Origin of the sequence: Streptomyces sp. NPDC002669 (assembly GCF_042889165.1) — a bacterium.
GTDB lineage: Bacteria > Actinomycetota > Actinomycetes > Streptomycetales > Streptomycetaceae > Streptomyces.
Genome location: NZ_JBIAQQ010000018.1, coordinates 74203 through 99771, shown reverse-complemented (window position 1 = coordinate 99771; position 25569 = coordinate 74203). Strand labels below are relative to the sequence as shown.

Genomic DNA, 25569 nt, shown 5'->3' with positions numbered 1-25569 from the left:
GCGGGGCGAACATGGATCTGGTGCTCGCAGGCATCATGGGGCTCGCGGTGTACGGCGCCATCGCCGGCATCCGCATGTACCGCCGCGACGCGAAGCTTCCCGGCGACCTCGCGATCGCGCTGGAGGTCGGCTCCACCCGCACCAGCGCGGTGGGTTCCGGCATCGACCGTCTCGGCATGCGCTGGGCCCCCGCGGTCCTGCGGATGATGGGCCCCAAGGCCGTCAACAAGAAGCGCCGCCAGATCGACATGGCGGGCAACCCGGGCGGTCTGACCATCGACCGCTACGCGGCACGCCGCGCCGTCTACGGCGGCCTCGGCGCGCTCGGCGCCTTCAGCATGCTCATGCGCGGCCAGATCTTCCTGGCCCTGCTGCTGGTCGCCTTCGGCATGTTCTGGGTCGAGGTCGGCCTCTGGTCCGCGGTCCGCATCCGCCGCGACCACATCGACCGGACCCTTCCGGACTTCCTCGACGTGCTCGCCGTCGTCGTGTCGGCCGGCCTCGGCTTCCGGCAGGCTCTGGGGCGCGTGGCGGAGAAGTACGAAGGCCCCTGGGCCGACGAACTGCGCATCACCCTGCGGCAGATGGACATGGGCGTCAGTCGTCGTGAGGCGTTCGATCAGCTGCGCAAGCGCAACGACTCCGAGCAGGTCGCGATGTTCGTGACCACGCTCCAGCAGGGCGAGGAGCTCGGTGCGCCGATCGTCGAGACGCTGATCCAGATCGCCAACGACATGCGGCGCACGGACGCCCAGAACGCCCGCCGGAAGGCGGCCAGGGCCGTCCCCAAGGCGACCTTCGCCGTCACCACGTTCCTGCTGCCCGGAACGCTGGTGCTGCTGACGGTCGGCTTCGTCTACGGGGCCAACATCGACTTCGGGTTCCTCGCAGGCGGATGACGTGGACGAGGCGGACGGTGGGCAGGAAGGTCGGAAGGAGGTGGCAGGCTCATGTCGTTCCCGCTCGGCAGCGCCCAGAACGGGCTGAACGCCGAGGTGCGTCAGGCGATCGCCGATCCCGGCTCACGGCCGGCGTTCGCGATCCAGCTGAACGCGCTCCAGGCGATGTGCCGCCAGGTCTTCGGCTTCCGGCTCGCCATGATCGCCATAGCCACCCCGTTCGCGATCAACCACACCGCGGCGGGGCCGGCCTCATGGCTGATCGGCTCGGCCATCCTCGTCACGTTCATGGGGTCGTACGTCCTGTTCCGTGACTGGGAGCGCTTCGGCCCGGTCCTGCTGCGCTACCCCTGGCTGCTGGGCATCGACGCCTTCTTCGGCGCCCTGCTGCTGATCACGGCCAGCCCCGAGTCCACCCTCGCGTACGTCACCGTCTGCACCCCGCTGCTGGCCGGGCTCGTCTACGGCTGGCGCGGCGCGGCGGTCTTCGCCGCCCTCCAGATCATCATCGTCCTCGGCGTGTACAACACCAACCCGAAGCTCCAGCCCGCCGACGCCACGGCGATCCTGCTCCCGGGCTTCTGCTGCATAGCCGGCGCCGTCGGCGTCACCCTGCGCAACCTGCTCCTGCGCTTCGGGACGGCGAGCCAGGCCCTCACCGAGACCAGGGCCCGCCTCGCCGTCAACGAGGCCGTGGAGGGCGAGCGCACCCGCCTCGCCCGGGAGATGCACGATTCGGTGGCCAAGACCCTGCACGGCCTGGCACTGGCGGCCGACGGCCTGGCGGCCTCCTCCGACCGGATGGACCCGCTCACCGTCAAGCACCAGGCCGAACTGGTCGCCCGCTCCGCCCGCCGGGCCGCCGCCGAGTCCCGGGAACTCCTCTCCGACCTGCGTCGCGAGTCCGGCCTCGACGGCGGCGTGGACGTCGTACGCGAACTGAGGGCCCGTGCCGACGACTTCACCCGACGGCACGGTCTCACCGCCACCTTCCGGCTCCTCAACGACGTACCGATACCGCACGTCCCCCAGGTCGTCGCCCGCCAACTGCTCACCATCGCGTCCGAGGCGATGGAGAACGCCCACCGTCACGCACAACCCACCTACCTCGTCGTGCTCGCAGGCGTGAAGGGCGACGTCCTGCGCGTCAGCGTGTACGACGACGGGCGCGGCCTGCCACCGGGCACGACGCTCGACGACCTCCGGCACGCCGGACACTTCGGTCTGGTCGGCATGGTCGAACGTGCCGCGTCCATCGGCGCCCGCATCCGGATCGGGAAGGGCCAGGCGGCCAAGGGCACCGAGGTGCGCCTGGAACTCCCGATCGCCGCTCTGACCGCCGCCCCCGGCGCGGAGCAAGCCGCATGAACCGCATGAACCGTCCGTACTCCACCCTCACCCCCCATAGACCCTTGAGAGGAGGTCGCAGATGCCGGACGACATTTCCCGCGCGTCGGGCCAGAACTGGGCCGCGCAGAACCACGCGTCCCAGCACACGTCCTCGCACGTCACCCCGCTCGACTCGGAACCCGGTTCCCACGCCTTCCCCGTTTCCCAGCAGTCCGCGGCATCCGAGCCCCTGCCCCCCTTCCCGGCAGCACTGAACCGACCGGTGGCCGGCGTCCTGCGGGTCGTCGTCGCCGACGACAACCCCGTGGTCCGGGCCGGCCTCGGCGTCCTGCTCTCCGGCCGCGAGGACATCGAAGTCGTCGCGGAGGCCACGGACGGCCGTCAGGCCTACGACATGGCCGTCCTGCACCGCCCGGACGTCGTCCTGCTCGACGTCCGGATGCCCGGTGTCGACGGCCTCTCCGCGCTGCCCCACCTCGTGCAGGTCGCACCCGTGATGATGCTGACCTACAGCCGCGAGAACGAGATCGTCCACGAGGCACTGCGCCTGGGCGCCGGCGGCTACCTGGTCCACGGCGAGTTCACGGCCGACCAGCTGGTGCAGGCCGTGCGCGACACGAAGGACGGCCGCGCCCACTTCACCGCCACCGCCGCCAACGCCCTCCTCGCCCACATGCGCCAGGGCCCGAGGCCGCAGTCGCGACCGCTCCCCGAGGGGCTCGGAACGGCGCTGACCACCGGCGTTCCCTACCAGGGCCCCGGGTACGACGGCCACGCCCCGAGTTCCGTTCAGCAACACGGTGCGCCTGCACACGCACCCATGCCCGAACCGGCTCCACCTGCGCCGCGACCTGTTCGAGCACCCCAAGGTCTTTCGCATCTGCAACCAGTTGTGGCACAGTCTTCCATGACCGGGGAACCGGGTGCGTCGCTCAACAGGCAGCAGTACGGGCTGAGTTCACGGGAGGTGGAGGTCATGGAGCTGATCGCGTCCGGCATGAGCAATCAGCAGATCGCCGCCACCTGCTTCATCAGCGAGAAGACGGTCAAGAACCACATCAACCGCATCTTCACCAAGTTGCACAGCACGAGCCGCAGCGAGGCCATCGCCCGCTGGCTCGGCACGGCCCCCTCCGCGGGGCGAGGGGCGCGCGAGGCCGGTGGTCACCGTGGCTGAGCGCGGGAGTGCGAACGGGAGTACGACGGGACGTGGGCCCTGGCGCGGTGCGCCGGTCCCGCAGACCCAACTGACGCTTTGGGCCCGGGAATGGGCCCTGGGGCCCTCCGGCGAGCGGGGCGCGCCGCCGTATGTTTCTCATGTCGCCAGCGGCACCGGCCAGGAGGAAGCCGGTACCGCGGGCGACACCCAGGAAACTTGCGAGTCGGCCGACTACCGGTCGGCCGAACCCGGAGGGGAACACCATGTCGAACATCACTCTGAAGACCGCCGTTCGCGTCAACGGCTGGGCCAACACCGCCGTCAGCGCCATCCAGAAGCGCTACGAGGCCAAGGACCGCGGCCAGACGGCGTTCGAGTACCTGGGCATCATCCTGGTGGTCGTGGCGATCATCGGTGCGATCATGGCCACGGGTATCGGTGGCGCGATCTCGAGCCGCATCCAGGGCCTGGTGTCCTCCATCACCTCGGGCTGATGACCGGCACTAAACGCCGAGACGCAGGGCAGGCCTTCCCCATCTATGTAGTGATGGTGGCGGGCCTGCTCTTCCTCGTGTTCGCATTCTTTGCCGTCGGCAAGGCAGCAGCCTTGCGCAACAGCGCCCAGGGGGCGGCGGACGCGGCAGCTCTGGCCGCGGCACGCCAGGCCCGCGAGGAGTTCCAGGCCGGATTCCTCGCCTCGCTCCCCGAGGACTTGCTCGACGCCTACCTCAATGCCCACCCGGTGGGCGGCTGCTCCGCAGCATCAGGGCTCGCTTCGGCCAACAAGGCGGATCTCGTGAGCTGCATTCCGATGCCTGGCGGCTACGAAGACCGGATCAAGGTGAAGGTTCGGGGACACAAGCCGGTGGACTCACCGGTACTTCCCGGATCGAAGAACGAGAAGGCGGAGGCAGAGGCCACCGCCGTCATCAAGTTCCGCTGCAGTTGGAAGTCGGTCGACTACAACAACGACAGCATCCGGGACATGTTCTTCTTCACGTGCGGCAGCGACTTCCTCCAGATCGCGCCGGCCAGTCCTCCGCCCTGGTCCACGGTGAGCAGGATCCTCTACGACGTGCACCTGGTCGACAATTGATGGCGAACGACGAGTAAAGGAATCAGAACCCATGAGCATTCGGCGCTCCACCAGGTCCCGAAGGGCTGTGGCAGCCGTCTCGCTGGCGGCTGCGATGGCCTTGGCCGTCGCCGGTTGCGGCACCGACGACGGCGGCGACAAGTCCAATGACGCCGGCTCGTCGCCCTCCTCCGTTCCTTCCAAGTCCTCGGACGGGGACAAGGAGGACGAGAAGCCGCAGGACACGGCTGCCGGGGAGAACGTGGACCCGAATGTGAAGCTCGCCGAAATCAGGGGTCAACGCGGGATCACCCTGGTCATCAACCAGGTGAAGCGTGATTCCGGTGGCTTCGTCACGGTGCAGGGCGAGGTCAAGAACGGGAGCGACATGAACCAGCCCACCAGCGGTTGGTCCGGTTCCGAGGAACTGCTCGTCGAGAAGAACCCCAACTCGGTGGCCGGTGCCGCGCTGGTCGACAAGGCGGGGAAGAAGCGTTACTACGTTCTGAGGGACACGGACGGCCGTTGCCTCTGCACCACGGGCATCCTGCCGCTCCAGCCCAACGGCTCGACCCCCGTGTTCATGCAGTTCCCGGCGCCGCCCAGCACCACGACCGAGGTCGACTTCGTGTTGCCGACCTTCGCCACCACGTCGCTCAAGATCTCCGGGTGAGGCGGACGTGAACCACATCCGTACTCGTCGTAGGCCGCCGTACCTGGCGAGCCATGTCGTCGCCACCGCGTTGTTGGTGGCGAGTGTCGGCGTCCTCGGCGCATCCAACGCCGTTGCCGACGACGGCCCCTCCGTTCCCCCGGGCACGGAGGCGACATCGGTGCCGCCGGTGAAGGTCGACCCCAACGACACCGACCTGAAGATGCCCGAGGGGGGCACGCTCGCCCCCGCCAAGGTCCTCGACATCGTCCAGGTGATCGAGGACGAAGGCGGCGAAGAGCGTCGTGAGGACACCAACGCGAACGTCAAGTTCGCGCTCCAGGCCGAGGTCCTCTTCGGCAAGGACAGTGCCAAGCTGAGCCCCGCGGCCAACTCCCGCATCGCGGCCATCGCCACCGAGATCAAGAAGCAGAACGCCACCAAGGTGCGCGTCTTCGGCTTCACCGACAACCTCGGCTCGTCGGCCCACGGCGACGTGCTGTCCAAGCAGCGCGCCAACGCCGTGCACGGGGTGCTGGTCAAGGAGCTCGGGTCGGGCATCAGTTTCGAGATCCGTGGTTACGGCGAGCAGTACCCGATCGCCAACAACGGCACGGAAGAGGGCCGGAAGAAGAACCGGCGCGTGGAGGTCTCCTTCCCGCGCAGCACGTCTTCCTGAGGAACCGCGCCATCAGCAGGGGCCCGGCACCGCGAGCACATCGCGGTGCCGGGCCCCTGCCGCGTTCCGGCTACCGCCAGGGCGACCCGATCGGGCTCGACCTCCCGCCCGGTGCCGACCCCGATCTGCCGGTCGAGTACGCCCAGGAGCTGTGGCGGACGGGCGCGCGCCGTGCCAACCGGTGGCGGTTCGGTGCGACAGGGGCGTCGTCCGCGATGCCGACGAGACGCGCTGGAAGATGACCCCCCGGAATTTCCGGACGATCCACGACGAGTTGCGCCCGGCATTCGACTGACCCGGGCTCCGGAGTCCGCCCGCCGGTCTCCTCGTGAGCCGATTCGTCGGGGCCGCCTCGGGACACCAGCGATTCGGGCACAATCGGGAGCCGTGCCCACTCCACCTGATCCCGCTGTCCTGTACCCCGACGTCGCGGCCCGCGGCAGCCTCGCCGCGGCGCTCCGGGCCGAGGCGGAATCCTGCCTCGACGCCGTACCCGTCACGTCCCCCGACTCCGATCCGCTGCTCCACGCGACCGTCACGAGCACCCTGCCGCACCGTGAGCCGCTGCGGATCAGCGCATGGGCGCACGAACGGCGGTGGTCGATCCGTGGCGAGGAACCGTTCCAGGGCATGGCCCTGATCGACGGCAGGACGGACGCCCTGGCGGAGATCGCCGGGGCGGCCCGGGCATGGCACGACGGGGCGCCCCTGGACGACATCCGCCGGGCGGCCCCCTTCGTGCACCTGACCGGCCGGTTCGAGGTGCCCGACCACGATCCCGCACGCCTGACGGAGTCCGAGTGGCGGAGCATGCGCCAAGAGGCCGAGGAGCTGGAACAGGGTGCCTGGCAGGAGGGGTACCGGGTCCTGGTCGAGGTGGCGTACGCCGAACCGGCCCTGCGCGCCCTCTACCCGTTCACGAGCCACTGGGTGTTGCGTTTCTCGACCACCACCCGCCCGCACCTGACCATCGTCGGACCATGTCTGACCGCGAACGAGGACGGCACGTACGGGGTGGGCAGAGGATTCATCAGTCAGGACCTCGGCCGATTCGCCACGGCGCACGAGGCTGTGGCGCTGGCCGTGCGCCAACTGCCGTCCGACCTCGGCCCGGTCGCGCTCGGCGGATGACTCCGGCGGGCCGGGGCCCGCCACGAGCCGAGGTCCGGGCCGGGCGGGACGTCAGCGGACGACGTCGAAGACGTTCTTCTGCAGCCCGTTGGAGTACGCCTCGTGCTCGACGAGCCGCAGCTTCTGGGTGTCCTTGTCCGTGTCGCTGAACAGGCGCTTGCCCGCACCGAGCAGCAGGGGGAAGACGAGCAGGTGGTAGCGGTCGATCAGACCGGCGTCCGAGAGGTTCCGGTTGAGGGTGGCGCTGCCGTGGACGATGATCGGGCCGCCCTCGGTCTCCTTCAGGGCGGCGATCTCGTCGAGCGAGCGCAGGATCGTGGTCTCGCCCCAGTTGGAGACCAGATCGTCCTCGGTGAAGGTGGTGGAGACGACGTACTTCGGCATCGGCCGGTAGCCGGCGAACTCCGGCATGTCCGGCCAGACCGGGCTGAACGCCTGGTAGCTGACCCGGCCCAGCAGCAGTGCGGTGGCCTCCTCCTGCTCACGGCCCTTGATCTCGAACGCCTCCGGGACGAACTCCATGTCCTTGAAGGTCCACCCCGAGTTCCGGTATCCGGGCTCCCCGCCCGGGGCCTCCACGACGCCGTCGAGCGAGACGAAGACGGTGCTGATCAGGGTGCGCATCTGAGATCTCCCGAAGTGGTGCGGTGTGCTTGCGGCAGGTCGGCCGGTGTCCGTCGGACCGCCTCGCGGCCGCGCTGCACCAACCATCGCCCATATGACTGCGGATCGCCGAGAAAATCATCGGTCTTCGCGCACCTGTTTCAGGAGTCGGCCGGTGTTCCTTTCGGCAGTGACGGGAACGGGCGCACGCCCCGGACCCCTCGCCGGGGGCCGGGGCGTGCGCCCGAACGGCCGGTCACCCGAACTGGCCGACCTTGTAGTCGCCGGCCGGCTGCTGGTTGATGACGTTCAGCCGGTTGAAGGCGTTGATGAGGGCGATGAGCGACAGCAGGGCGGCGAGCTGGTCCTCGTCGTAGTGCTTGGCCGCGTTCGCCCATGCCTCGTCCGTGACGCCACCGGCCGCGTCGGCGATGCGGGTGCCCTGTTCCGCCAGCTCCAGGGCGGCGCGCTCCGCGTCGGTGAAGACCGTGGCCTCGCGCCAGGTGGCGACCAGGTTGAGGCGGGTCGAGGTCTCCCCGATGTGGGCGGCCTCCTTGGTGTGCATGTCGGTGCAGAAGGCGCAGCCGTTGATCTGGCTGGCACGGATCTCGACCAGGTGCTGCGTGGTGGCCGGCAGCGTCGAGTCCGCGATCACCTTGCCCGCCGAGACGACATGCCTCAGGAACTTGGTCGCGATCGAGTTTTCGAAGAGGTTCAGACGGGCGTCCATGGTGAACTCCTTGCCGTTTCGATGACTACACCTCCTTGACGGAACGGCCCGGCAGGTTGTGACAGGGGTGGATGTGACCTGCGTCTCTTCGGGGTACGGCGCGGGTACGGGCACGGGCCCGCCTCGTGCCGCCGCGCCGGATCACCGGGAGGCGGGGGCGGTTCCCGGGGCCCTGGCCGTGATCAGCAGCCCGGCGAGCAGGCCCGCGAGCAGGGTGAGACCGGCCGTCCACCAGAGGGCGACGGAGTAACCGTCCATGACCGCCCCGTTCAGCGCTTCCACGGCGGCGGACAGGCCCTCGGGAAGGCCGTGCGGGCTGAGGGGGTAGCCCGCCTGGGCCGCCGCGGCCAGCTGCGGGGGGATGTCCGTCGTACCGCTCAGCCGGGTGGAGACCGCCGAGGCGAGGACCGTGCCGAGCAGGGGCGTGGCGATCCAGCCGCCCAGCTGCTGGGCCGCATGGACCACCGCCGAGGCCCCGCCGGGCCTCTGGGCGGTGATTCCCTCGGTCACGGTGGTGAGGAGCGGGGTGAGGGCCAGGCCGGCACCGAGGCCGATGAGGACGGTGCCGGGCAGCATCCGGGCGGTGTACGTGCTGTCGGCGTCGAGGCCGGCCAGGACCGCCGTTCCGGCCGCTGCCAGCAACAGCCCCGGCCCGATCAGCATGCGGGGTGCCAGCCGGTGGCACAGCCGGGCGGAGACCTGGGTGGCGGCGACGGCTGCCGCCCCGGCCATCGGCAGCAGGGCCAGACCGATCCGGCCCGGCGGGTAATCGAGGACGCCCTGGAGGTACCTGGTCAGGATCAGGAGCACGGCGAACGTTCCCAGCCCGAGGGCGGCCAGGGCGAGGAGGGTGCCGACGCGGTCGCGGTCCATGAGGAAGGACTGCGGGAGGAGCGAGCCGGACGACCTGGTCTGCCACCCCACGAAGGCCACCAGCAGAAGTGCGCCGGCGGCGAGGAGCAGCAGGGTCGGGAGGTCGGTCCAGCCGCCCGATGTGGTCATGTCGGGTCCGTGCTCCACCTGGGCCCGGTCGAGGCCGAGGCCGAGGGCGAGGAGCGCGCCGGAACCGAGCAGCAGGCCCGGCAGGTCGAGACGGGCGGAGGTGCGCGCCGGGTGGCCGTGCACCAGGGCGGACGCGCCGATCACGAGGAGCACGGCGATCGCGGCAGCGGCGTACAGGCATATGCGCCAGCTCAGGTTCTCGAACAGCCGGCTGTTCACGAACATGCCGAACGCCAGACCGCCGCCGAGGGCCGCGGCGTAGATCCCGAAGGCCCTGCCGCGTTCCTTCGGATCGGTGAAGTCGGTGGACACCAGGGCCAGTGACGACGACGAGAGCAGCGCGGCGAACGCGCCCTGCAACGCGTTGGCGCCGATGAGCAGGCCGGAGGAAGGGGCCGTGCCGCCGATCGCGCACGCCACCGCGAAACCGGCCGCACCGATGACCAGCGCGCGTTTGCGGCCCAGGAGATCGGTGACGTGTCCGCCGAGCAGCAGTAGTCCGCCGAAGGCCAGTGCGTGGGCGACGGCGATCGAGCCCATGTCGTCGGTGGAAAGGTTCATGTCGGCGCCGATGGCCGGCAATGCCATGGTCATGATCGTGACGCCGGCCAGTACCAGCAGTTGCGCCAGTACGGCCACCCCCAGCCCCCACCAGCGCTGGGGGTGCGGAGCCGGGGTGCCCGCCGGGGCGTGGGACTTCGCGTAGCCGCCCGGTGCGGGATCCGCGAAGGGGCCGAACCCCGGCGACGGGCGGTGGTCCGTGGGTGTCGCCGACGCCGTCGGGGTGTACGCGGGCGGCGGCGGGAGCGGCTGGGCCGGGACGCGCGGGTCCGCCGGTGCGGTCCTCGTCTCGGGGGCGAAGTCCAGCAGCTGGGCGGCATGACGCCCGAGCTGGGCGAGCACCGAACCGGGCAGCCATTCGCCGCCGGGGTCGGCGGCGGTGCGGGCGGCCACGTCGGCGGGGGTGGGCCGCTGCGCCGGATCCTTGTGCAGGCAGGCGCGCACGAGGTCGACGAGCGACTCCGGTACGCCGGTCAGGTCCGGCTCCTCCTCGGCGATCCGGAAGAGGTGCGCGTTCAGACCGGTCTCCGTGGCGCCGAAGAGGAGGCGGCCGGTGGAGGCGTACACGAGGACGGCGCCCAGGCAGAACACGTCGCTGGCCGGGGTGAGTTCGAGGCCGCGCACCTGCTCGGGCGACATGAAGCCGGGGGAGCCGATGAGCATTCCGGTGCGGGTGTGCAGGCTGTCCCCGGCGAGGCTGTCCATGGCCCGGGCGATGCCGAAGTCGATGACCCGGGGGCCGTCCACCGTCACCAGTACGTTGGACGGCTTCAGGTCGCGGTGGATCAGGCCCGCCCCGTGGACCGACCGCAGGGCCACCGCCAGACGGTTGGCGAGGGTGCGCACCGAATGCTCGGGCAGCGGACCGAAGTCCTCGGCGACCACGGTGGTCAGGTCGGGCCCGGGGATGTACTGGGTCGCCACCCAGGGCACCGGCGCCTCGGTGTCGGCGTCGAGCACGGCCGCCGTCCATGTCCCGCCCACCCGCCGGGCCGCGGCCACCTCGCGCGCGAACCGCTTGCGGAATTCCGGGTGCTGGGCGTGCTCGGCCTGCACCACCTTCACGGCCACGGTCCGCCCGGCTTCCGAGCGGCCGAGGTACACCAGCCCCATGCCGCCCGCACCCAGGCGGGCTATCAGACGGTACGGGCCTATGTGTGTCGGATCTTCGGTGATCAACTGGTCCACGACAACAAGGTAGTTGAGGCGCCCGAGTCGTGATGGCCAGTCGCGACGAACCGCCGGTGCGTGCCGATGGCGGCTGCGGTGGAGGGACTGCGGGCCGGCGATCCGCGTCCGGCACCGGGCGCCCGGGACCGGACCGGACCGGCCCTCGGGCCGATCGGCCCCGGTACCCGCCGCGCCGACCGGCTCACCCCGCCGGGCGCAGCGGGGCGCTCGCCACGCCCGTCGCACGACCGCTGAGCTCGGCGTCCAGGGTCTCCTGGGCCATGCGCATCGACTCGACGTACTTCGGCTCCGACATCCGCTTCCAGGTCTCGTCCGGCGCGACCTGTTCGACGTGGCTGATCACCCACCAGATGTTGCCGAACGGGTCCCGCACCCGGCCGCCGCGATCCCCCCAGGCGGCGTCGGCGGCCTCGGTGACCACCCGCGCCCCGTGGGCGACGGCGGCGGCCATGGCGGCGTCCGCGTCGGGGACGTACACCCGCAGCAGCGAGGGCATCACCGGCCAGTCCGACCGCCGGTCGAAGGCCAGCACGGTCGTGTCGCCGATCCGGATCTCGCCGTGGCCGATGCTGCCGTCCTCGACCGTCACCCGGGCGAGCTCCTCGGCACCGAACGAGGCGGTGAGGAAGTCGAACAGGGCGCCGGTGTCATCGGTCACCACCCAGGGGGCGACGCAGGTACGGCCTTCGGGAGCGATGCGGTTCATCGGGCAGGTCCTTCCTCGTGGTCCTTCGGGACGTGACGACCATAGAAACCCAACAGGTCGGATCCGGTCCTATATCCCGAAGGGGCGGCCGGAGGGAGAACAGCCCTGGGAGAAAAGGAAAGTGATGGGCTCTCATCGCTTCGGACGGGTGAAGCGGACGCGGTTGCCGAAGGGGCTGCGGAGAGCGCGGTCGGTCCCCCGCGGCGGGAACATCGCGCGCTCCACCCGGCGGCGACGCGAACAGCGGCGCGGCGTCTCGCCGGACGCGGCCGGTCCCGTACGGGCGAAGCGGGCCGGGGACACATGGGCGATCCGGCCCGGGCGGGCACGTCCAACAGCTGTGCGCGGGCGCGGTCCAGCGCGTCCCGGGCCAGGAGCACGCGGCGGTCGCCCTCCTCGGTGGCGCGGCTCGCGGCGCCATCGCACCACGGCCCCGCCGGGTCCGCCCGGGCGGGGCCGTGGTGTTGTGCGGTACGGGTGCCGGCTCAGGAGCCGGTGGTGCCGTCGACGATCTCGCGGATGATGTCGAGGTGGCCGTTGTGCCGGGCGGTCTCCTCGATCAGGTGCAGGACGATCCAGCGCAGATCGGGGGAGCTGCCGTCCCGGCGCAGAAGTTTCGCCCGTGTGTCCAGGTCGTGGGAGGCGACCAACTCGCGGTAACGAGTGGTCCGTTCCTCGTACAGGGCGAGGACGTCGGCGAGCGGCATGTCCACCGCGATGCGCATCTCGCGGTCGGGGTCCTCGTCCGTCCAGGGGCCCTCGTCCTCCCCGCCGAGGAAGACCACCTCGAACCAGTGGTACTCGACCCAGCTGAGGTGGTTGATCAGCCCGGCGATCGTCATCAGGGGCGAGCCCGGCAACGGGGCCCGGCGGGCGTCTTCGGGGGAGACGCCCTCGCACTTCGCGCGTGCGGTGTCGCGGACGTAGTCGAGGGTGGCCAGCTGGGTGCGCTCGTCCCATGCGGGAGGCGAATCGGTGCGTGTCATCGACGTACACCATGGGGGAAGGGCCGGGGCCTGTCCAACGTATTGAACGGCACCCGAGCGGTCCCGGTCCCGGCGCGATCGTGCGGGTGCCGGGGCCGGGGCCGGACCATTGGGGTCCGTCCTGGGTCCGTGGGCCCACGCCCGCACGGATGGATCTCATTACGCTCATGCGTGACCAATCGAGCACACCTGATCCGGCGCCCGTCACGGGCGTCCGTCCGGCGCGCCCGTACGCACGTTGATCTGCACGCTCCACCTGTATCCGTTCATGGGGTGATGTGTCGATGAGTGACGGTTTCTTCTACTCGTACCACCTCGGCTGGAGCCGACCGGACGCCGAATCCCTCTTCGGCGACCTCGACGCGGCGGGGCTGCGGCTGGCCCACCCCGTCACCAGGCGGGTCACGCTCCTCGGTCCGGGGCCCGGCTCCCGGGCCGCTCCGTCCTGGGTGACCCGGGAGCAGCTCGTGCTGCTGGCCGGGCTGCAACGGCTCGACACGGTCGACTTCCTGCTGTGGACGAGCAGCGGCACCGAGGTGCCCGCCCGCGTCTACCGGATGCGGGACGGGGTCGTCGCGCTGGAATTCGGGTTCGGCCGGCTGACCCGGGACGAGCAGGAGGCGGCCGCGCGGGCGATCCGGGAGGCGATAGGGCGGGCCTCCGTGCTCTGCATCGGGTTCGTCGTCGACCGCGAGGGCGCCTCCGCGGCGACGGACTGGAGCGGTGTCGTCATCAACGGGACGACGTTCTTCGACAGTTGGCCCGACACGCTCGCCGTGCGGCACGAGATCGCCGCGGTGCAGCCGCAGCTGTCCGGGGTGGCCTCCTACGACCAGTCGCCCTGGGTGCTGTTCGGCAGCGAGGTCCCCGTGCGGTAGCGGGCCCGGGGCCCCTGGCGCCGACGACGGGTCCGACGGGGTGCGGAAAAGGCATCGACGGGTGCCCCATTTATTCCTTTGCTCCGCAACTCCCATGGGAATCGCCGACTTTGAGCGTTGCATTGGGCCCTGGGGCCCATGCCCCGAAGGGTGCCGGTGTGGTCGGATGCGTGGAGTGGCTGAACTGTGGCCGCGCACCGGCAAGCTGGGGGACTCGTCGTGTCTGGCACAGGTGGATTCGCGATCGCGGGCGGCGCCGACGGTGGTGGCGTCGCCATGACCCGGCAGGGCAGACAGTCCTTGCCGCGACCGTTGCAGGCGGTACTGATCCTCGTCCGGCTGCTCTTCGCGGCCGCGGTGCTGGGCGGTGCCGGTGTCCTGACGGTGGCGTCGGCGGTCAATGAGGTCGACGGTCAGCTCTTCGGGCTGCTGCTGTACGCGGCGCTGCCGAGCGTGATCGGTCTCGTGCTGTCGCTCTACGTGCGCACGGGCGGCGTCTGGATCTGGCGCGGCCTCCTTGCCGTGCACGCCTGGTTCATCGCCGGGGCGCTGTCGACCCTCGGCGGGGGCGGGGGCGGCCGGGGCATCACGCAGTTGGTGATCCCCGTGGTCGTCGTCGTGCTGCTGCTGCGGGCGAGCTCCCGCGAGTGGTTCGACCTGCGCCCCGAACAGCGCGCCCCGCACCGGCGGTTCAGCATCGCGCGCATGATCAGGTGGCGCCGTGACGACGCCGGGCAGACCGCGATGGAATACCTGGGCATGGTCCTGGTGGTCGTGGCCCTCATCGCCGGGCTCGTCGTCACGGGCATCGGCGCCCAGATCACCGGCGGCATGCAGGACGCGATCTGCCGGCTGACCGGCAGCTCCTGCCCCGCGCCCGGTGGCAGCGAGGTGGAGGCGGGGCACGGGGCCTCGTCCGGCGGCACGGACTCCGGCGGCTCGGTCGCCACCGGCGGCACGGATTCCGGCGGTTCGGACTCCGGCGGTTCGGACTCGGGCGCCGGTGGCACGGACGCGGCGGGCGGCACCACGACCGGCTCCGGCGACTCCGGAGGTTCCGGCGGTGCCGACGCGACGGGTGGTTCGGGCGCGTCGGGCGGTTCGGACGCATCCGGCGGCTCCGGTGGCTCCGGTAGCTCCGGCTCCACCGGCGGAGACGTCATCCAGGTCGACGACGGCGGCGACGACGTGGACACCTCGGGAGAGGTGGACGGGGGCGACACCCCGGACGACGACGGCGGCGACAACGGCGACGGGGGCGACGACGAGAGCTGCACCTCGGGCATCGGCGCGTTCTTCTCCTGCGCCGCGCATCAGACCGGCGGCTTCTTCGAGGGCCTGATCGGCGACGGCCTGTGGGGCGACATCACCGGCACCATCGACACGATCTTCCACCCCGTCGATGCGTGGAACGGCCTGATGGACTACGGCAAGAGCCTCGGCGACAAGTGGAGCCAGGACTCCAAGGGCGCCGGGGACAAGTGGTCCGACGGCGACTACCTCGGCGCGATCTGGGACTGGACCAAGGCGTCCGGCGGCACCGGCCTCAAGGTCCTCGACGACATGTTCATCGGCGACGAGGTCCGGGACATGTGGAAGGAGGGCAACGAGGGCCAGGCGATCGGCACCGGTCTCTGGAACATCGGCTCCCTCCTCATCCCCGGGTACGGCGAGGCCAAGCTCGTCGGCAAGTTCGGGAAGCTGGGCAAGCTCGGGAAACTCGGCAAGCTGGGCGAGGTCGCCGAGAAGGCGTCGGAGGCCGCGTCCAAGGCGAAGAAGGCCGCCAAGGCGGGCGACATCGACGCCGCGGAGAAGGCCGCGAAGGAAGCGCAGCAGCACGCCGACGACGCCGCCGAGGAGGCCGGTCTCAAGGGCTGCACCGTCGGCCTGGGCGGTCGGCTGCGGGTCCCGTACGGCGGTGGCACCGCGCCGGGGCTGTCCGGCACCGGCACCGGGGTCCTGGCCGGCCCGCGCACGGCCGTGCCCGTCGGGTTCTTCGCGCAGGACTGCGGCGAGGTCGACCCGGAGAAGAAGGCCGCCGCGGAGGAGGCCCAGCGACTGGCCGACGAGGCCGCCGCGGCCGCGAAGGCGGCCAAGCGGAAGAAGGACCTGGAGCGCGCCCAGAACCAGCCGAAGCCGGAGTGGTACAAGGACCTGAAGGACCCGACGACCGGTTCCAAGGACGGCGGCGCGGGCAACTGGCAGGAGATCAAGCCGGGCGTCTGGAGCTACCCGACCGAGATGGGTGCCCGCTACCAGGAGCAGATCTCCAAGGTGGGCCGCGGCAAGGAGTACCGGGTGCCGCTGGACAAGCTCACGGGCAAGCCGGTCGACTTCGACGGCTGGGACGCCTCGCGGGGCACCTACCTGGAGGCGAAGTACGGGTACCGGGGCAAGGACTTCTACGACGCCGACACCGGGACGCTCACCCCGAAGGTCGCCGACCGGTGGGCGGACCAGGCCAGCCGGCAGGTCGACGCGGCCCGCGGCAAACCGGTCGAGTGGCACATGTCCGACCCGGACGTCGCCGAGGCGGCGCGGGAGATGTTCGAGGACCGGGGCATCCCGGTTAAGGTGATCCACACCCCCGGGGACGTGGTCGGCAACTGAGCGTCGGAAGAACGACGGACGGTGAGCCGAGAACCGAGGATCCAGGACCGGGGCATCCCGGTTAAGGTGATCCACACCCCCGGGGACGTGGTCGGCAACTGAGCGTCGGAAGAACGACGGACGGTGAGCCGAGAACCGAGGATCCAGGACCGGGGCCCGGACCCCAGGGAGAACGTGTCGTGCTGAACGTCGTGGTGAACGGCCTCTGGGGCCTTCGTGGGGAGTCCGTGGCGGCCGTCGCCGAGCGCTGTGCCGCGACGCTCGCCGCGCTGCGGGAGATCGACGGCTCGACCTTCGACGTGTGGCACGAGGCCGAGGACGGCCGCCCGTCCGACCCGGTACTGGCGCCCTCGGCCGCCGCGCTGGCGGAGTACATCGAGCGGAGGAACACGGGCCCCGACCTCGACGTGATCGGCTACACCGCGTCGCTGTGGGCGAGCAACCCCGGTGCGCCGCACGTGTCCCTGGCGCTCCACGCGGGCAGCACCTCGCAGTACGCGGGGAACTCCGTCGCCCTCTCCTTCCGTTCGCGAGAGGTGGACGAGACCGCGGAGGTGATCCGCCGCGCCCCGGAGATCCTGCGGCTCCTCGCGGAGCACTGGGAGTTCGACGCGGGCCAGGTGTACGACCGGCCCCAGTACCGGGCGGTGGCCGAGCGGTTCGACCTGAAGAACAGCGACCCCCGCTGCGGCCGGGCGGTCTTCCTCTCCGCCGGCCGGGCCGCCCGCGCCCCCGAGGACCTGCCCGGAACGTACGTCCGCACCGCGCACGACGGGCTGGTCGTCGACCTGACGTGCGGCGGCACGAAGCTCCCGGACATCGACACGGTCATCGGGGCGAACGAGCGGCTGCGGGAGGCCGGGGCGCTGGAAAGGCTTCCGAAGCCGTTCGACCGCGCCACGTTCTGACGGCTGCGGGGCCGCGTACGCCCGGTCCGGGCCGTACCACGCCTCAGATCCAGCCCCGCATCGCCGCGAAACCGGCCAGCAGCCCCACCGCGAACGCCCCGAGCACGAGCGTGAACACCGCGGGCATCAACACCGGCCCCCACGCCCCCGGCCCGGCGACCGTGGCCCTGTGCTCCGGGTCGGCCGGGTCGTAACTGACCCGGACCGGCGCCCCGACCTCGAAGCCGAACGGGCCCGGGGCGCGGTCGGTGAACTCGACGTCGCGGCCGTCGCGGGTGCGGAACGCGAAGACGTACTCGGTGGCGTATCCGCGCTCCGAGCCGGGGCCCCGGTCCACCGTCCGGCGGTCCGCGCACCGGCCCTCGACGCGTTCACCGTGCCGCAGCAGCCGCAGCACCCGGTACAGGCGCAGCGCCGAACGGACCGCGAACGCGCCGAGGAACAGACCGAACAGCAGCAGGAACGTGGCCGTGCCGCCGGGCAGGATCTGCATGAACGGGCGCTCCCGGTCCGTTGCTCGGCCTACTTGACCGAATCAGCCTACTCGGCCTATTTGACCGTGATGGAGTCGACGAAGGCGTCGAGGTCCTGCTTGCTCAGCGCGCCCTTCACGGCGTTGATCCGGACGGCGAACGGCACGTCCTTCGAGTCGACACCGGCCACCACGACGCCCGTCATCCGGGTGCCGGGCGCCGGGGTCCCGTCCTTGCCGCTCGACAGGAACTCGTAGTCGATCCGGCGGGCGTCGCGAGCGCCCTCCGGGCCCGCGAGCCGCACGTCCTCGGTGTTCTTGCGGGTCGCCCCGAGACCGATGCCGGCGCCCGCCGCGGCCGCTGCCTCGGCGGCGTCGTCCACACCCGTGGCGAAGTCGAGCTGCACGGAGACCATGCCGGACCGCACCTCGCCCTCCTTCTTGAGCGCGACGGCCGCGTTGGACTCGGCGCGGTCGGCCTTCGCCTGCTCCTTGTAGCCCTTGTCCTCCGGGTAGCCGACGGAGAGGCTCTTGGTGTCGAGTGTGCCCCAGCCCTCCGGGACGGCGGCGGGGTCGCCGCCGCAGCCGGCGAGCAGGGCGAGGCCGATGGCGGCGGCAGCAGCTGCGCCGATCGCCCGGGACATCTTCATCGTCGTCGTCATCGCCTATCGCCTTGTCGTCGTGCGTGGTGGCCGCGGTTACCGGGCACCGTAGCCGGGCCCGGTACCGCCCGTCGCACCGCCGTCGCTACTTCGCGCAGTAGCTGTACGGCAGGTACGAGCGCTTGTCGCCCTGCGGGGCCCCGAGGAACTCCGCGTCCGTCAGCGTCTCCTTCTTGTGCTCGTCGGAGATGGAGAACCCGAGGCTCATGCCGAGCGACACCTCGAAGCCGAACTCCTGGGCATCCGTCAGGCCGGTGTACTTCATGGAGCTCGACAGGCCGTCCTCGAACATCAGCTGCTCGAAGGGGTCGCCGTTGGCGGGCCGGTCCTGCATGGAGTGGTCGCCGAACATGTACTCGAACGGGGCGGTGTTGTTGCCGGAGCCGTCGAGCCACTGCTCGGCGATGGCCCGCTTGTCCTCGGTGGCCTTGTCCGTGTCCTTGCCGAAGACGATCGAGTTGGTCTGCACCTGGATGCCGGTCTCGCCGGAGGAGTCGGTGGCGCTGCCCTTGCCGCCCCGCTTGTCCTTGCCCTTCTCGCCGTTGTCGCCCTTGACCTCGCCCTTGTTGGAGGTCGAACCGCCTTCGAGGGTCTGGGTCATGTCGATGCGGACGATCTTGCCGGTCTTCTGGTCACGGGTGACGGTGATCGCCCCGGTCCGGTTGTCCTTCACGCCGGCCGTGCCGCCGAGCGGACCGGCCGAACCGCTGACCTTGCCCTCCAGTTCGAGCTTGGCGGTGTACGTGTACGACTCGTTGCCGTTGACGTCGTCCTTGGTGATGGTCACCTCGGGGGAGAACTTCGCCTTGCCGCCGAGCTTCGCGCCCAGCTCGGACTCGTCGCCCGCACTGATGGAGAGGCCGCCGTCCACGTACCCGTTGAGGCCGATGGTCGAGTAGGAGATCTTCTTGTCGCCGATCTGGTCCTCGACCTGCTTCTTCTTGTCGGCCCACTTCATCCCGGAGTACCAGCCGCCGCCGTAGCCGCCGCTGTACTTCGTGGAGGTCTCCCACATCTTCATTTCTTCGATGTCGTCGCGCATCTTCTGGGCCTCCTCCTCGCTCTTGAAGACCCAGGTGTCACCGTTGGTGATCTTGATGCCGCCGCCGACGTCCACATCGGCCTTGCCGAGCTTGCCGAGCTTGACGCCGGGGGTGCTGGCGGTGGCGCCGGCCGAGGCGGCGTCCGTGAACGTCATGTAGACCAGCTTGTCGTTCTCGTCGACCTTGCCGTCCTCGTTCACGTCCGTGTTGGCCTGGCTGACCTTCTGCTGGAAGCCGTACTCGTTGCCCCACTCGAACCAGCCGATCTTCACCTTGCCGCCGACGGTGTCGGAGATGCTGGAGACCTGGCACATCTTGGGTTCGTAGTCGGCGTCCGTCTTCGGCTTGGCGGTGTTCTCCCCGTTGCCGCCGCCCGTGGAGCAACCGCCCCCGCCGCCGCCCAGCGCGCTGATCGCACAGCGGATGCGCTCGCCGATCTGGCCGCCGACGCCCGCCATGGACATCGCGCCGATCAGCGTGACGACGAGGACGACCACCCCCAGGTACTCCATGGCGGTGGCACCGCCGTCCCGCCAGGAGTAGGGGTGGTACGGGGCCGGCGCCGGCTCGTCCGCGCGGTCCTCCAGGAGCCGGTCGACGGCCAGTCCGGCCGCCGCGCCGGTCGCCAGCGAGACGATGGGCATCAGCGTGCCCTCGATGTTCATCACGTGCCAGGACACGGCGAGCCCGTAGCCGAGCGCGGCCACCGGCACGCCGAGGGCGGCCAGCAGGGACACCAGGCGGGACTCGCGGTGCTCGTCGGGCAGGACGCGGGCGGCGGCCAGCACCGTGAGGACGGTCGTGATCACGTTCGGGACGTGCAGCACCCCCAGCCGCCAGCCGAAACTGGCCAGCCGCTCCTCGGTGGCGAGCATCTCGACGAGCCCGCGCGACACGAGGTACCCGGCGGCGATGTACACCAGCGCACCGGCGGCCCAGCTGCGGGTCAGCGCGAAGAACACGCCGCCGCTCTGGCCGGAGCCGGCACCCCCGTTCCCCGGCGGTATGCGGCCCGCGCTTCCGCTTCTCCAGCCCCCGCCACCAGCCACGGTTCTCCCTCTCCGACGTCCACTTGCCCTGCCCGAGCCCGCAGTTCTGCATTTCGGGTTCGAGCGTGAGCGTACGGATGTACGAGCCGGGTGACCTGGGCCCTTGGCCCCAAAGTCGGGCCCAACGAGTGGTGCCCCGCCCACCCGCGGGGGCGGGGGAGCGGGGCACCGGGGGCGGGGAGACGGGCCCGGGGGTCAGTCCAGGTCGTCCGCGAACGTTCCGGCGCGCTCGGCGACCTCCGGGCGGCGGACCTTCAGCACGGCGAATCCGGCGATCCCGACGACCAGCGCGCCGACGAACACGTACGGCAGCACGTTCAGCGGGGACTCCGGGACCGGCCACAGGTTGCGGTAGAAGACGTAGACCATGGCGGCGGCCCCGATCAGGCCGAGGGTCCAGGAGACCAGCAGCCCCCGTGCCCCGATCCGGCGCACGAACAGCGGGGCGGCCAGGCAGACCAGGGTGTAGCTGAGCATGTAGCCGAAGACACCGATGGTGTCGATGTACGACGTCGCGTCCAGCGGTGCGGTCCCGGCGCCGACCACGAGCACCGCCGGGACGGCGACGAACGGGGTGACGGTCCAGATCGCGGCGGACGGGGTGCGGTGGCGCGGGTGGGCGCGGCCGAGCCGGGCCGGCATCACGCCCTCGTTCGCCATGCCGAACAGCAGCCGGGCGGCGACGGTGATGCAGGCCATCACCACGGCCACGAACGAGGCGGCGAACCCGGCGTGCAGGAAGAACTTCAGGAAGCCGAGCCCGGACATCTCCGCCAGCTCGTCCATCGGGTCGGAGCTCTTCCCCAGCGCGTCCGCCCCGCCGAACCCGGCGACCTGGGCGTACGTGGCGAACATGTACAGCACCCCGGCCAGCACCGCGCTGCCCATCACCGAGCGGGGGATCGCCCTGTACGGGTCGGTGGCCTCGGCGCCCAGCGAGGCGGCGCCCTCGAAGCCGACGAAGCCCAGCACGCCCAGGACCACGGCGAAGACGATGCCGTCGAGGGTGGAACCGCTCAGGCTCAGCTGGTCGGTGTCGATGATGTTGCCGCTCTTGAGGAAGGCGGGCAGCAGCACGACCACGATCAGGACGATCGACACGACCTCCAGCACCGAGGCGACCCGGGCCGCGGTGCGCACACTGGCGATCGTCAGTCGCATCGCGACGGCGGCCAGCAGCAGGTCGAGCAGGATCTGCCCGGGGATGCCGGTGAAGAGCCCGATGCCGATCTGGTCGAGGGCGCGCGCCGTGTAGTACCCGGCACCCGCGAGCGAACCCGAACCGATGCACACCGCGCCGATCAGCAGCGCCCAGCCGGTCACGAAGGAGCCGGACGCCCCGAGCGAGAGCCGGGAGAACGCGTACAGCGAACCGACCCCGGCGCGCCTGCGGGCGAAGACGCAGATGCAGTACGCGATGGCGAGCACGGCGGCCATGGCGAGGAAGAAGGAGAACCAGGCGCCGTTGCCCGCGGACGCGGCCATGCTGGCGGGGGCGAACGCGATGACGGCGCTGGGCGCGACGTTGGCGACGCTCTGCGCACCGACCTCGAAGGTGGAGACGGAGCGGTGGGCCAGGCCGTCGGCCGGCTTCGTGGCGCCGGCCTGCTTTCCGGTGGTGCTCATGTCCGGTCCTCCATCATCAGCAGCTGGCGCAGGGCGTGGCCGGCGGCGAGGTCGGCCAGTGCGTCGCCCGCCTCGTCCAGCGGACGCCGCGCCGAGATCATCGATTCCACGTCGAGTTCGCCCGACACCACGAGGTCCACCAGCTCGGGGATGTCCCGGGCGGCGTCGACCGAGCCGTAGTTGGAGCCGAGGATGCGCTGGTCGGCCTCGGCGAGGGCGAGGGGGTCGAAGCGCGCGGTGCGGCCGGCCGGCGGGAGGCCGACGATGACGGCGGCGCCGCCCTGGCCGAGCGCCGCGATGGACTGCTCGGTGGTCTCGATCTTGCCGATGGCGTCGAAGACGTAGTCCAGGCCCTCCGGGACCAGGGCGCGCAGGGCCGCGACGACGTCGCCGTCCCGGGCGTCGACGGTGTCCGTCGCGCCCAGCCGGCGGGCCAGCTCCAGCTTCTCCGGTACGACGTCGACGGCGACGATCCGGCCCGCCTTCGCCAGCCGGGCGCCCTGCACGCAGGACAGCCCCACCCCGCCGCAGCCGATGACGGCGACGGTCGCGCCCTCCTCGACGCCCGCCGTGTTGCGGACCGCGCCGACCCCGGTGGCGATGGCGCAGCCGACCAGGGCGATGACGTCGAGGGGCGCGTCCTCGCGGACCTTGACCGCACCGGAGGCGGGGACCACGACGCGCTCGGCGAACGAGGAGACCCCCAGGTAGTGGTGGGCCTTCTCGCCGTCGACGGAGAGCCGGCTGGTGCCGTCGTACAGCACCCCGCCGGGCGCCACGACCTCGGCGACCAGGGCGCACGCGGCGGGGCGCCCGGCGAGGCAGAACCGGCAGGTGCCGCAGGAGGGGACCCAGGACAGGACGACGTGGTCGCCGGTCTCCAGGCCGGTGACGCCCTCGCCGAGCGCGGTGACCACGCCGGAACCCTCGTGCCCCATCACGACCGGGGTGGGGTGGTCCCACTCGCCGCGCAGGACGTGGAGGTCGGAGTGGCAGACGCCGGCCGCCGTCACGGCGACCTCGACCTCGCCGGGGCCGGGCGGGGCCAGGGTGACGTCGGTGACGGCCACTTCCTGGTCCGGGGAGCGGAAGACGACGCCGCGCACGGTGCGCGCGGTGCTCTCTTGGGAGGACGGGGAGCTCATCGGCTTACTCCTCGGGTGGTGCGGAACGGTCGGGGGAGGGGTGCGGCGGCCGGCGAGGGGGAGGCGCGGCGGCCGTCCGGGCACCCTGTTTAGTGCCGTTAAACTTTCGTCAGAGTTTTACAGCACTAAACTCGATGGGTAAAGACCCTTCCGGCCTGCTTTTTCCCCCGGCCACCGACGGTGACGACCCCGACAGGTAGCGTGTCCGCCATGTCCGAAGCCCCTGACAGCCACATGTCCACGATCGGTCCGCGGCTGCGCGAGCTCCGCCTGGCGCAAGGGCTGACGCTCGCTCAGGTCGCCGAGGCGGCGGGCGTGACCAAGGGATTCGTCAGCCTCGCCGAGCGCGGCAAGACCTCGGTCTCCGTCCCGACCCTGATCCGCATCTGCGAGGCCCTGGGCACCGGCATCGCCACGCTCTTCGACTATCCGGACCAGGACGTCGTCAAGAGCGGTCTGGGAGCCAGGCTGGAGATGGGCGGGCACGGCATCGAGGAGTTCCTCCTCACGCCCGCCGAGGAGCGGCACGTCCAGGTCATGCGGACGATCCTGCGGCCCGGCGGCGGCTCCGGCGGCGCGTACAGCCTGGAGGCCGAGACGGTCTTCGCCTACATGGTCCGCGGCACGCTGCGGCTGAGCGTGGACGGCGAGCCCCGGCTCCTGGAGACCGGCGACTCGACGACGTTCTCGGCACGGGCCGCGCACGCCTGGGACAACCCCGGCGAGGACGAGGCCGAGGTCCTCTGGTCGATCGCACCCGCCCTGCCGCTCTCCCGCACCAAGCTCCGGCCGTAGCGGGGGCGGGGAGCGGCCCGGCCCCTCGCGAAAGAGGCGTCGTACGAGAGGCGTCACGAAACGCCCGTCGCGAAACATCGGTCGCGAAAGGGTTGTCGCCCGAGGGGCGTTGCCGAACGCCTCTCGCGAAAGGGATGCCGTACGAGGGGCGTTACCGAACGCCCCTAGCGAAAGGGGCCTCGCGCAAAGGCTGTTGTGCGACGGCTGTTGTGCGAGGCCCTCACGGACGGCTCAGTTGCCGTCGACCGCTTCCTGGGCGATCTCCACCCGCACCCCCGGCCGCAGCCCCCACTTCTCCATCGCCCCGGCCTCCGCCTCGATCACGTGCCGGGCCCGCAGCCGGGGCAGTCCCAGCCGTCCGGGCTTCATCGTGCGCACCGCCAGGACCTTGAACTTCCGGTCCAGGTACGCCACGTCGATGGTGAACCGCATCCCGAAGCAGTGCACACTCCCGCACGGGGTGATCATGAGGGCACCGTCGATCCCGTCCTGCCCGAGCAGCCCCCGGCTGCGGGCCCGGTACGAGGCCGCGATCCGTAACGGAATCCGCCGCCCCTGACCTCCCTGTGCGTCGGTGACCGTCAACGTGCCGCTGCCATTGCGCCAATGAGCCATGGCCATGAAGGTAGCGCCCGGTGACGACTGCTGGGTCCGGAACGGTGCGCAGTGGGCCCCAGGGCCCATGACCCCTGCCCGGCACCCGCCTAGGGTCGGCTCCGTGGAAGCCATGCTGACAGTGCTCGCCGCACTCTGGGGCGCAGCGGCCGGACTGCTGGTCCCGCGCGCCGCCCACCGGTTCTCCGTCGAGCCGGACGAGGCATGGCGCGACACCTGCCCCGCCGGGCACCCCCTGACCGGGATCGCCCGCGGCTGGCTCGGCTCCACCCGCTGCCCGGCGTGCGCCGCCGCGCCCGTGCCCGTCGCCGCGGGCGCCGGACCGGCCGCCCCCGACGACGGAGCGGACGCCTCCACACCCCCCGATCCCACCCCCCACACTCCCTCCCCCCACGAGCCCGCGTCCTCCGGCCCCACACCCCCCGAGCCCCCGGCCCCCGCGTACCCGGCGCGCTACGCCCCCGGCACCCTCGTCCCCGTCGTCACCGCGCTCTCCTGCGCCGCGCTCGCCGCCGCCACCGGGACCCGGCCCGAGCTGGCCGTCTGGCTGCTGCTGGCCCCCCTCGGGGTGCTCCTCGCGACCATCGACCGCCGCGTCCACCGGTTGCCCGACCCGCTGACCCTGCCCGCGGCCGGCGCCGTCGTCGTGCTCCTGGGCGTCGCGGCGCTCCTTCCCGAGCACGGCGGATCGTGGCTGTCCGGTCTGCTCGGCGGGGCCGCGCTCGGCGGCTTCTACTTCCTGCTCTTCCTCATCAACCCGAACGGCATGGGCTTCGGCGACGTCAAGCTCGCCCTGTCGCTGGGCGTGGCCCTCGGCTGGTACGGCTGGGCCGTGCTGTTCGCCGGCGGTTTCGCCGGGTTCCTGCTCGGCGCGGCGTACGGGTTCGGGCTGATGGTCCTGCGCCGGGCCGGGCGCAAGACCGGCATCCCGTTCGGCCCGTTCATGATCACGGGCGCGCTGCTGGGCATCCTGCTCGGCGCCCTGGCCGCCTGAGGCCCCCGGCCCCGCCACGATCCGCGGCGGCCCCGGCGTATTGAGCTC

At 71.3% G+C, this 25569-nt stretch carries 24 protein-coding genes; 13 read left to right on the top strand and 11 right to left on the bottom strand.

What is annotated here, in order from left to right:
* The first annotated feature begins 11 nt into the window (after positions 1-11).
* The 8 genes from ACFYW1_RS25105 (at position 12) to ACFYW1_RS25070 (ending at position 6945) form a co-directional block, all read left to right on the top strand.
* On the top strand, positions 12-899 hold the full coding sequence (locus tag ACFYW1_RS25105; protein WP_388997571.1) for a DUF5936 domain-containing protein: 888 nt from the start codon (positions 12-14) through the stop codon (positions 897-899).
* Positions 900-950: 51 nt separating this feature from the next.
* Entirely contained in the window at positions 951-2267 is a 1317-nt protein-coding gene (locus ACFYW1_RS25100; protein ID WP_388997335.1) for a sensor histidine kinase, read from the top strand.
* Positions 2268-2328: 61 nt separating this feature from the next.
* The gene (locus tag ACFYW1_RS25095; protein WP_388997332.1) at positions 2329-3426 is read left to right on the top strand and encodes a response regulator; all 1098 of its coding nucleotides are present in this window, start codon (positions 2329-2331) and stop codon (positions 3424-3426) included.
* Positions 3427-3671: 245 nt separating this feature from the next.
* Complete coding sequence (locus tag ACFYW1_RS25090; RefSeq protein WP_283853664.1) at positions 3672-3902, top strand: hypothetical protein; 231 nt, start codon at positions 3672-3674, stop codon at positions 3900-3902.
* On the top strand, positions 3902-4504 hold the full coding sequence (locus tag ACFYW1_RS25085) for a pilus assembly protein TadG-related protein (protein WP_388997329.1): 603 nt from the start codon (positions 3902-3904) through the stop codon (positions 4502-4504). The genes ACFYW1_RS25090 and ACFYW1_RS25085 overlap by 1 nt, the downstream gene beginning before the upstream one ends.
* Before the next feature lie 31 nt (positions 4505-4535).
* Positions 4536-5156 carry a hypothetical protein gene (locus ACFYW1_RS25080; RefSeq protein ID WP_388997326.1) on the top strand — a complete coding sequence of 207 codons (621 nt, stop codon included), beginning with the start codon at positions 4536-4538 and terminating at the stop codon, positions 5154-5156.
* 16 nt (positions 5157-5172) lie between these two features.
* Entirely contained in the window at positions 5173-5814 is a 642-nt protein-coding gene (locus ACFYW1_RS25075) for an OmpA family protein (protein WP_388997568.1), read from the top strand.
* Positions 5815-6201: 387 nt separating this feature from the next.
* On the top strand, positions 6202-6945 hold the full coding sequence (locus ACFYW1_RS25070; protein ID WP_388997323.1) for a DUF6193 family natural product biosynthesis protein: 744 nt from the start codon (positions 6202-6204) through the stop codon (positions 6943-6945).
* A gap of 51 nt (positions 6946-6996) precedes the next feature.
* Here ACFYW1_RS25070 and ACFYW1_RS25065 read toward each other — a convergent pair whose 3' ends face one another.
* From ACFYW1_RS25065 to ACFYW1_RS25045, 5 genes are all read right to left on the bottom strand, one after another.
* The gene (locus ACFYW1_RS25065; RefSeq protein ID WP_388997320.1) at positions 6997-7569 is read right to left on the bottom strand and encodes a dihydrofolate reductase family protein; all 573 of its coding nucleotides are present in this window, start codon (positions 7567-7569) and stop codon (positions 6997-6999) included.
* Positions 7570-7804: 235 nt separating this feature from the next.
* Positions 7805-8278 carry a carboxymuconolactone decarboxylase family protein gene (locus tag ACFYW1_RS25060; RefSeq protein ID WP_388997317.1) on the bottom strand — a complete coding sequence of 158 codons (474 nt, stop codon included), beginning with the start codon at positions 8276-8278 and terminating at the stop codon, positions 7805-7807.
* 141 nt (positions 8279-8419) lie between these two features.
* Complete coding sequence (locus tag ACFYW1_RS25055) at positions 8420-11029, bottom strand: MDR family MFS transporter (protein WP_388997314.1); 2610 nt, start codon at positions 11027-11029, stop codon at positions 8420-8422.
* 184 nt (positions 11030-11213) lie between these two features.
* The gene (locus tag ACFYW1_RS25050) at positions 11214-11738 is read right to left on the bottom strand and encodes a VOC family protein (protein ID WP_388997311.1); all 525 of its coding nucleotides are present in this window, start codon (positions 11736-11738) and stop codon (positions 11214-11216) included.
* 485 nt (positions 11739-12223) lie between these two features.
* On the bottom strand, positions 12224-12724 hold the full coding sequence (locus ACFYW1_RS25045) for a DinB family protein (protein ID WP_388997308.1): 501 nt from the start codon (positions 12722-12724) through the stop codon (positions 12224-12226).
* 284 nt (positions 12725-13008) lie between these two features.
* Between ACFYW1_RS25045 and ACFYW1_RS25040 the strand changes: the two genes are divergently transcribed.
* From ACFYW1_RS25040 to ACFYW1_RS25030, 3 genes are all read left to right on the top strand, one after another.
* Positions 13009-13602 carry a hypothetical protein gene (locus tag ACFYW1_RS25040; RefSeq protein ID WP_388997305.1) on the top strand — a complete coding sequence of 198 codons (594 nt, stop codon included), beginning with the start codon at positions 13009-13011 and terminating at the stop codon, positions 13600-13602.
* Between the two features lie 219 nt (positions 13603-13821).
* The gene (locus tag ACFYW1_RS25035) at positions 13822-16212 is read left to right on the top strand and encodes a Tox-REase-5 domain-containing protein (RefSeq protein WP_388997302.1); all 2391 of its coding nucleotides are present in this window, start codon (positions 13822-13824) and stop codon (positions 16210-16212) included.
* A 179-nt stretch (positions 16213-16391) separates the two neighbouring features.
* On the top strand, positions 16392-17120 hold the full coding sequence (locus ACFYW1_RS25030; RefSeq protein WP_388997299.1) for a hypothetical protein: 729 nt from the start codon (positions 16392-16394) through the stop codon (positions 17118-17120).
* A 43-nt stretch (positions 17121-17163) separates the two neighbouring features.
* On the opposite strand, the gene ACFYW1_RS25025 is transcribed toward ACFYW1_RS25030, so the two are convergent.
* The 5 genes from ACFYW1_RS25025 to ACFYW1_RS25005 all read right to left on the bottom strand — a co-directional run bounded on the left by ACFYW1_RS25025 (position 17164) and on the right by ACFYW1_RS25005 (position 23117).
* Positions 17164-17613 (bottom strand): DUF3592 domain-containing protein, encoded by a 450-nt coding sequence (locus ACFYW1_RS25025; protein ID WP_388997296.1) that lies wholly within the window; start codon positions 17611-17613, stop codon positions 17164-17166.
* A gap of 56 nt (positions 17614-17669) precedes the next feature.
* Positions 17670-18254, bottom strand: coding sequence for a hypothetical protein (locus tag ACFYW1_RS25020; protein WP_388997293.1), 585 nt, complete (start codon positions 18252-18254; stop codon positions 17670-17672).
* A gap of 85 nt (positions 18255-18339) precedes the next feature.
* Positions 18340-20346, bottom strand: coding sequence for a hypothetical protein (locus ACFYW1_RS25015; RefSeq protein WP_388997290.1), 2007 nt, complete (start codon positions 20344-20346; stop codon positions 18340-18342).
* A gap of 195 nt (positions 20347-20541) precedes the next feature.
* Complete coding sequence (locus ACFYW1_RS25010) at positions 20542-21972, bottom strand: APC family permease (protein ID WP_388997287.1); 1431 nt, start codon at positions 21970-21972, stop codon at positions 20542-20544.
* Complete coding sequence (locus tag ACFYW1_RS25005) at positions 21969-23117, bottom strand: zinc-binding dehydrogenase (RefSeq protein WP_388997285.1); 1149 nt, start codon at positions 23115-23117, stop codon at positions 21969-21971. Before ACFYW1_RS25005 ends, ACFYW1_RS25010 begins: the two co-directional genes overlap by 4 nt.
* A gap of 210 nt (positions 23118-23327) precedes the next feature.
* On the opposite strand from ACFYW1_RS25005, the gene ACFYW1_RS25000 reads away from it, so the two are divergent.
* Positions 23328-23912 (top strand): helix-turn-helix domain-containing protein, encoded by a 585-nt coding sequence (locus ACFYW1_RS25000; RefSeq protein WP_388997282.1) that lies wholly within the window; start codon positions 23328-23330, stop codon positions 23910-23912.
* Between the two features lie 231 nt (positions 23913-24143).
* Here the strand turns inward: ACFYW1_RS25000 and ACFYW1_RS24995 are convergent, their stop codons facing one another.
* Positions 24144-24533: a DUF192 domain-containing protein gene (locus ACFYW1_RS24995; protein WP_388997279.1), complete on the bottom strand. Its 390-nt coding sequence runs from the start codon at positions 24531-24533 to the stop codon at positions 24144-24146.
* 97 nt (positions 24534-24630) lie between these two features.
* Between ACFYW1_RS24995 and ACFYW1_RS24990 the strand changes: the two genes are divergently transcribed.
* Positions 24631-25521 (top strand): prepilin peptidase, encoded by an 891-nt coding sequence (locus tag ACFYW1_RS24990; protein WP_388997276.1) that lies wholly within the window; start codon positions 24631-24633, stop codon positions 25519-25521.
* Positions 25522-25569: the final 48 nt, after the last annotated feature.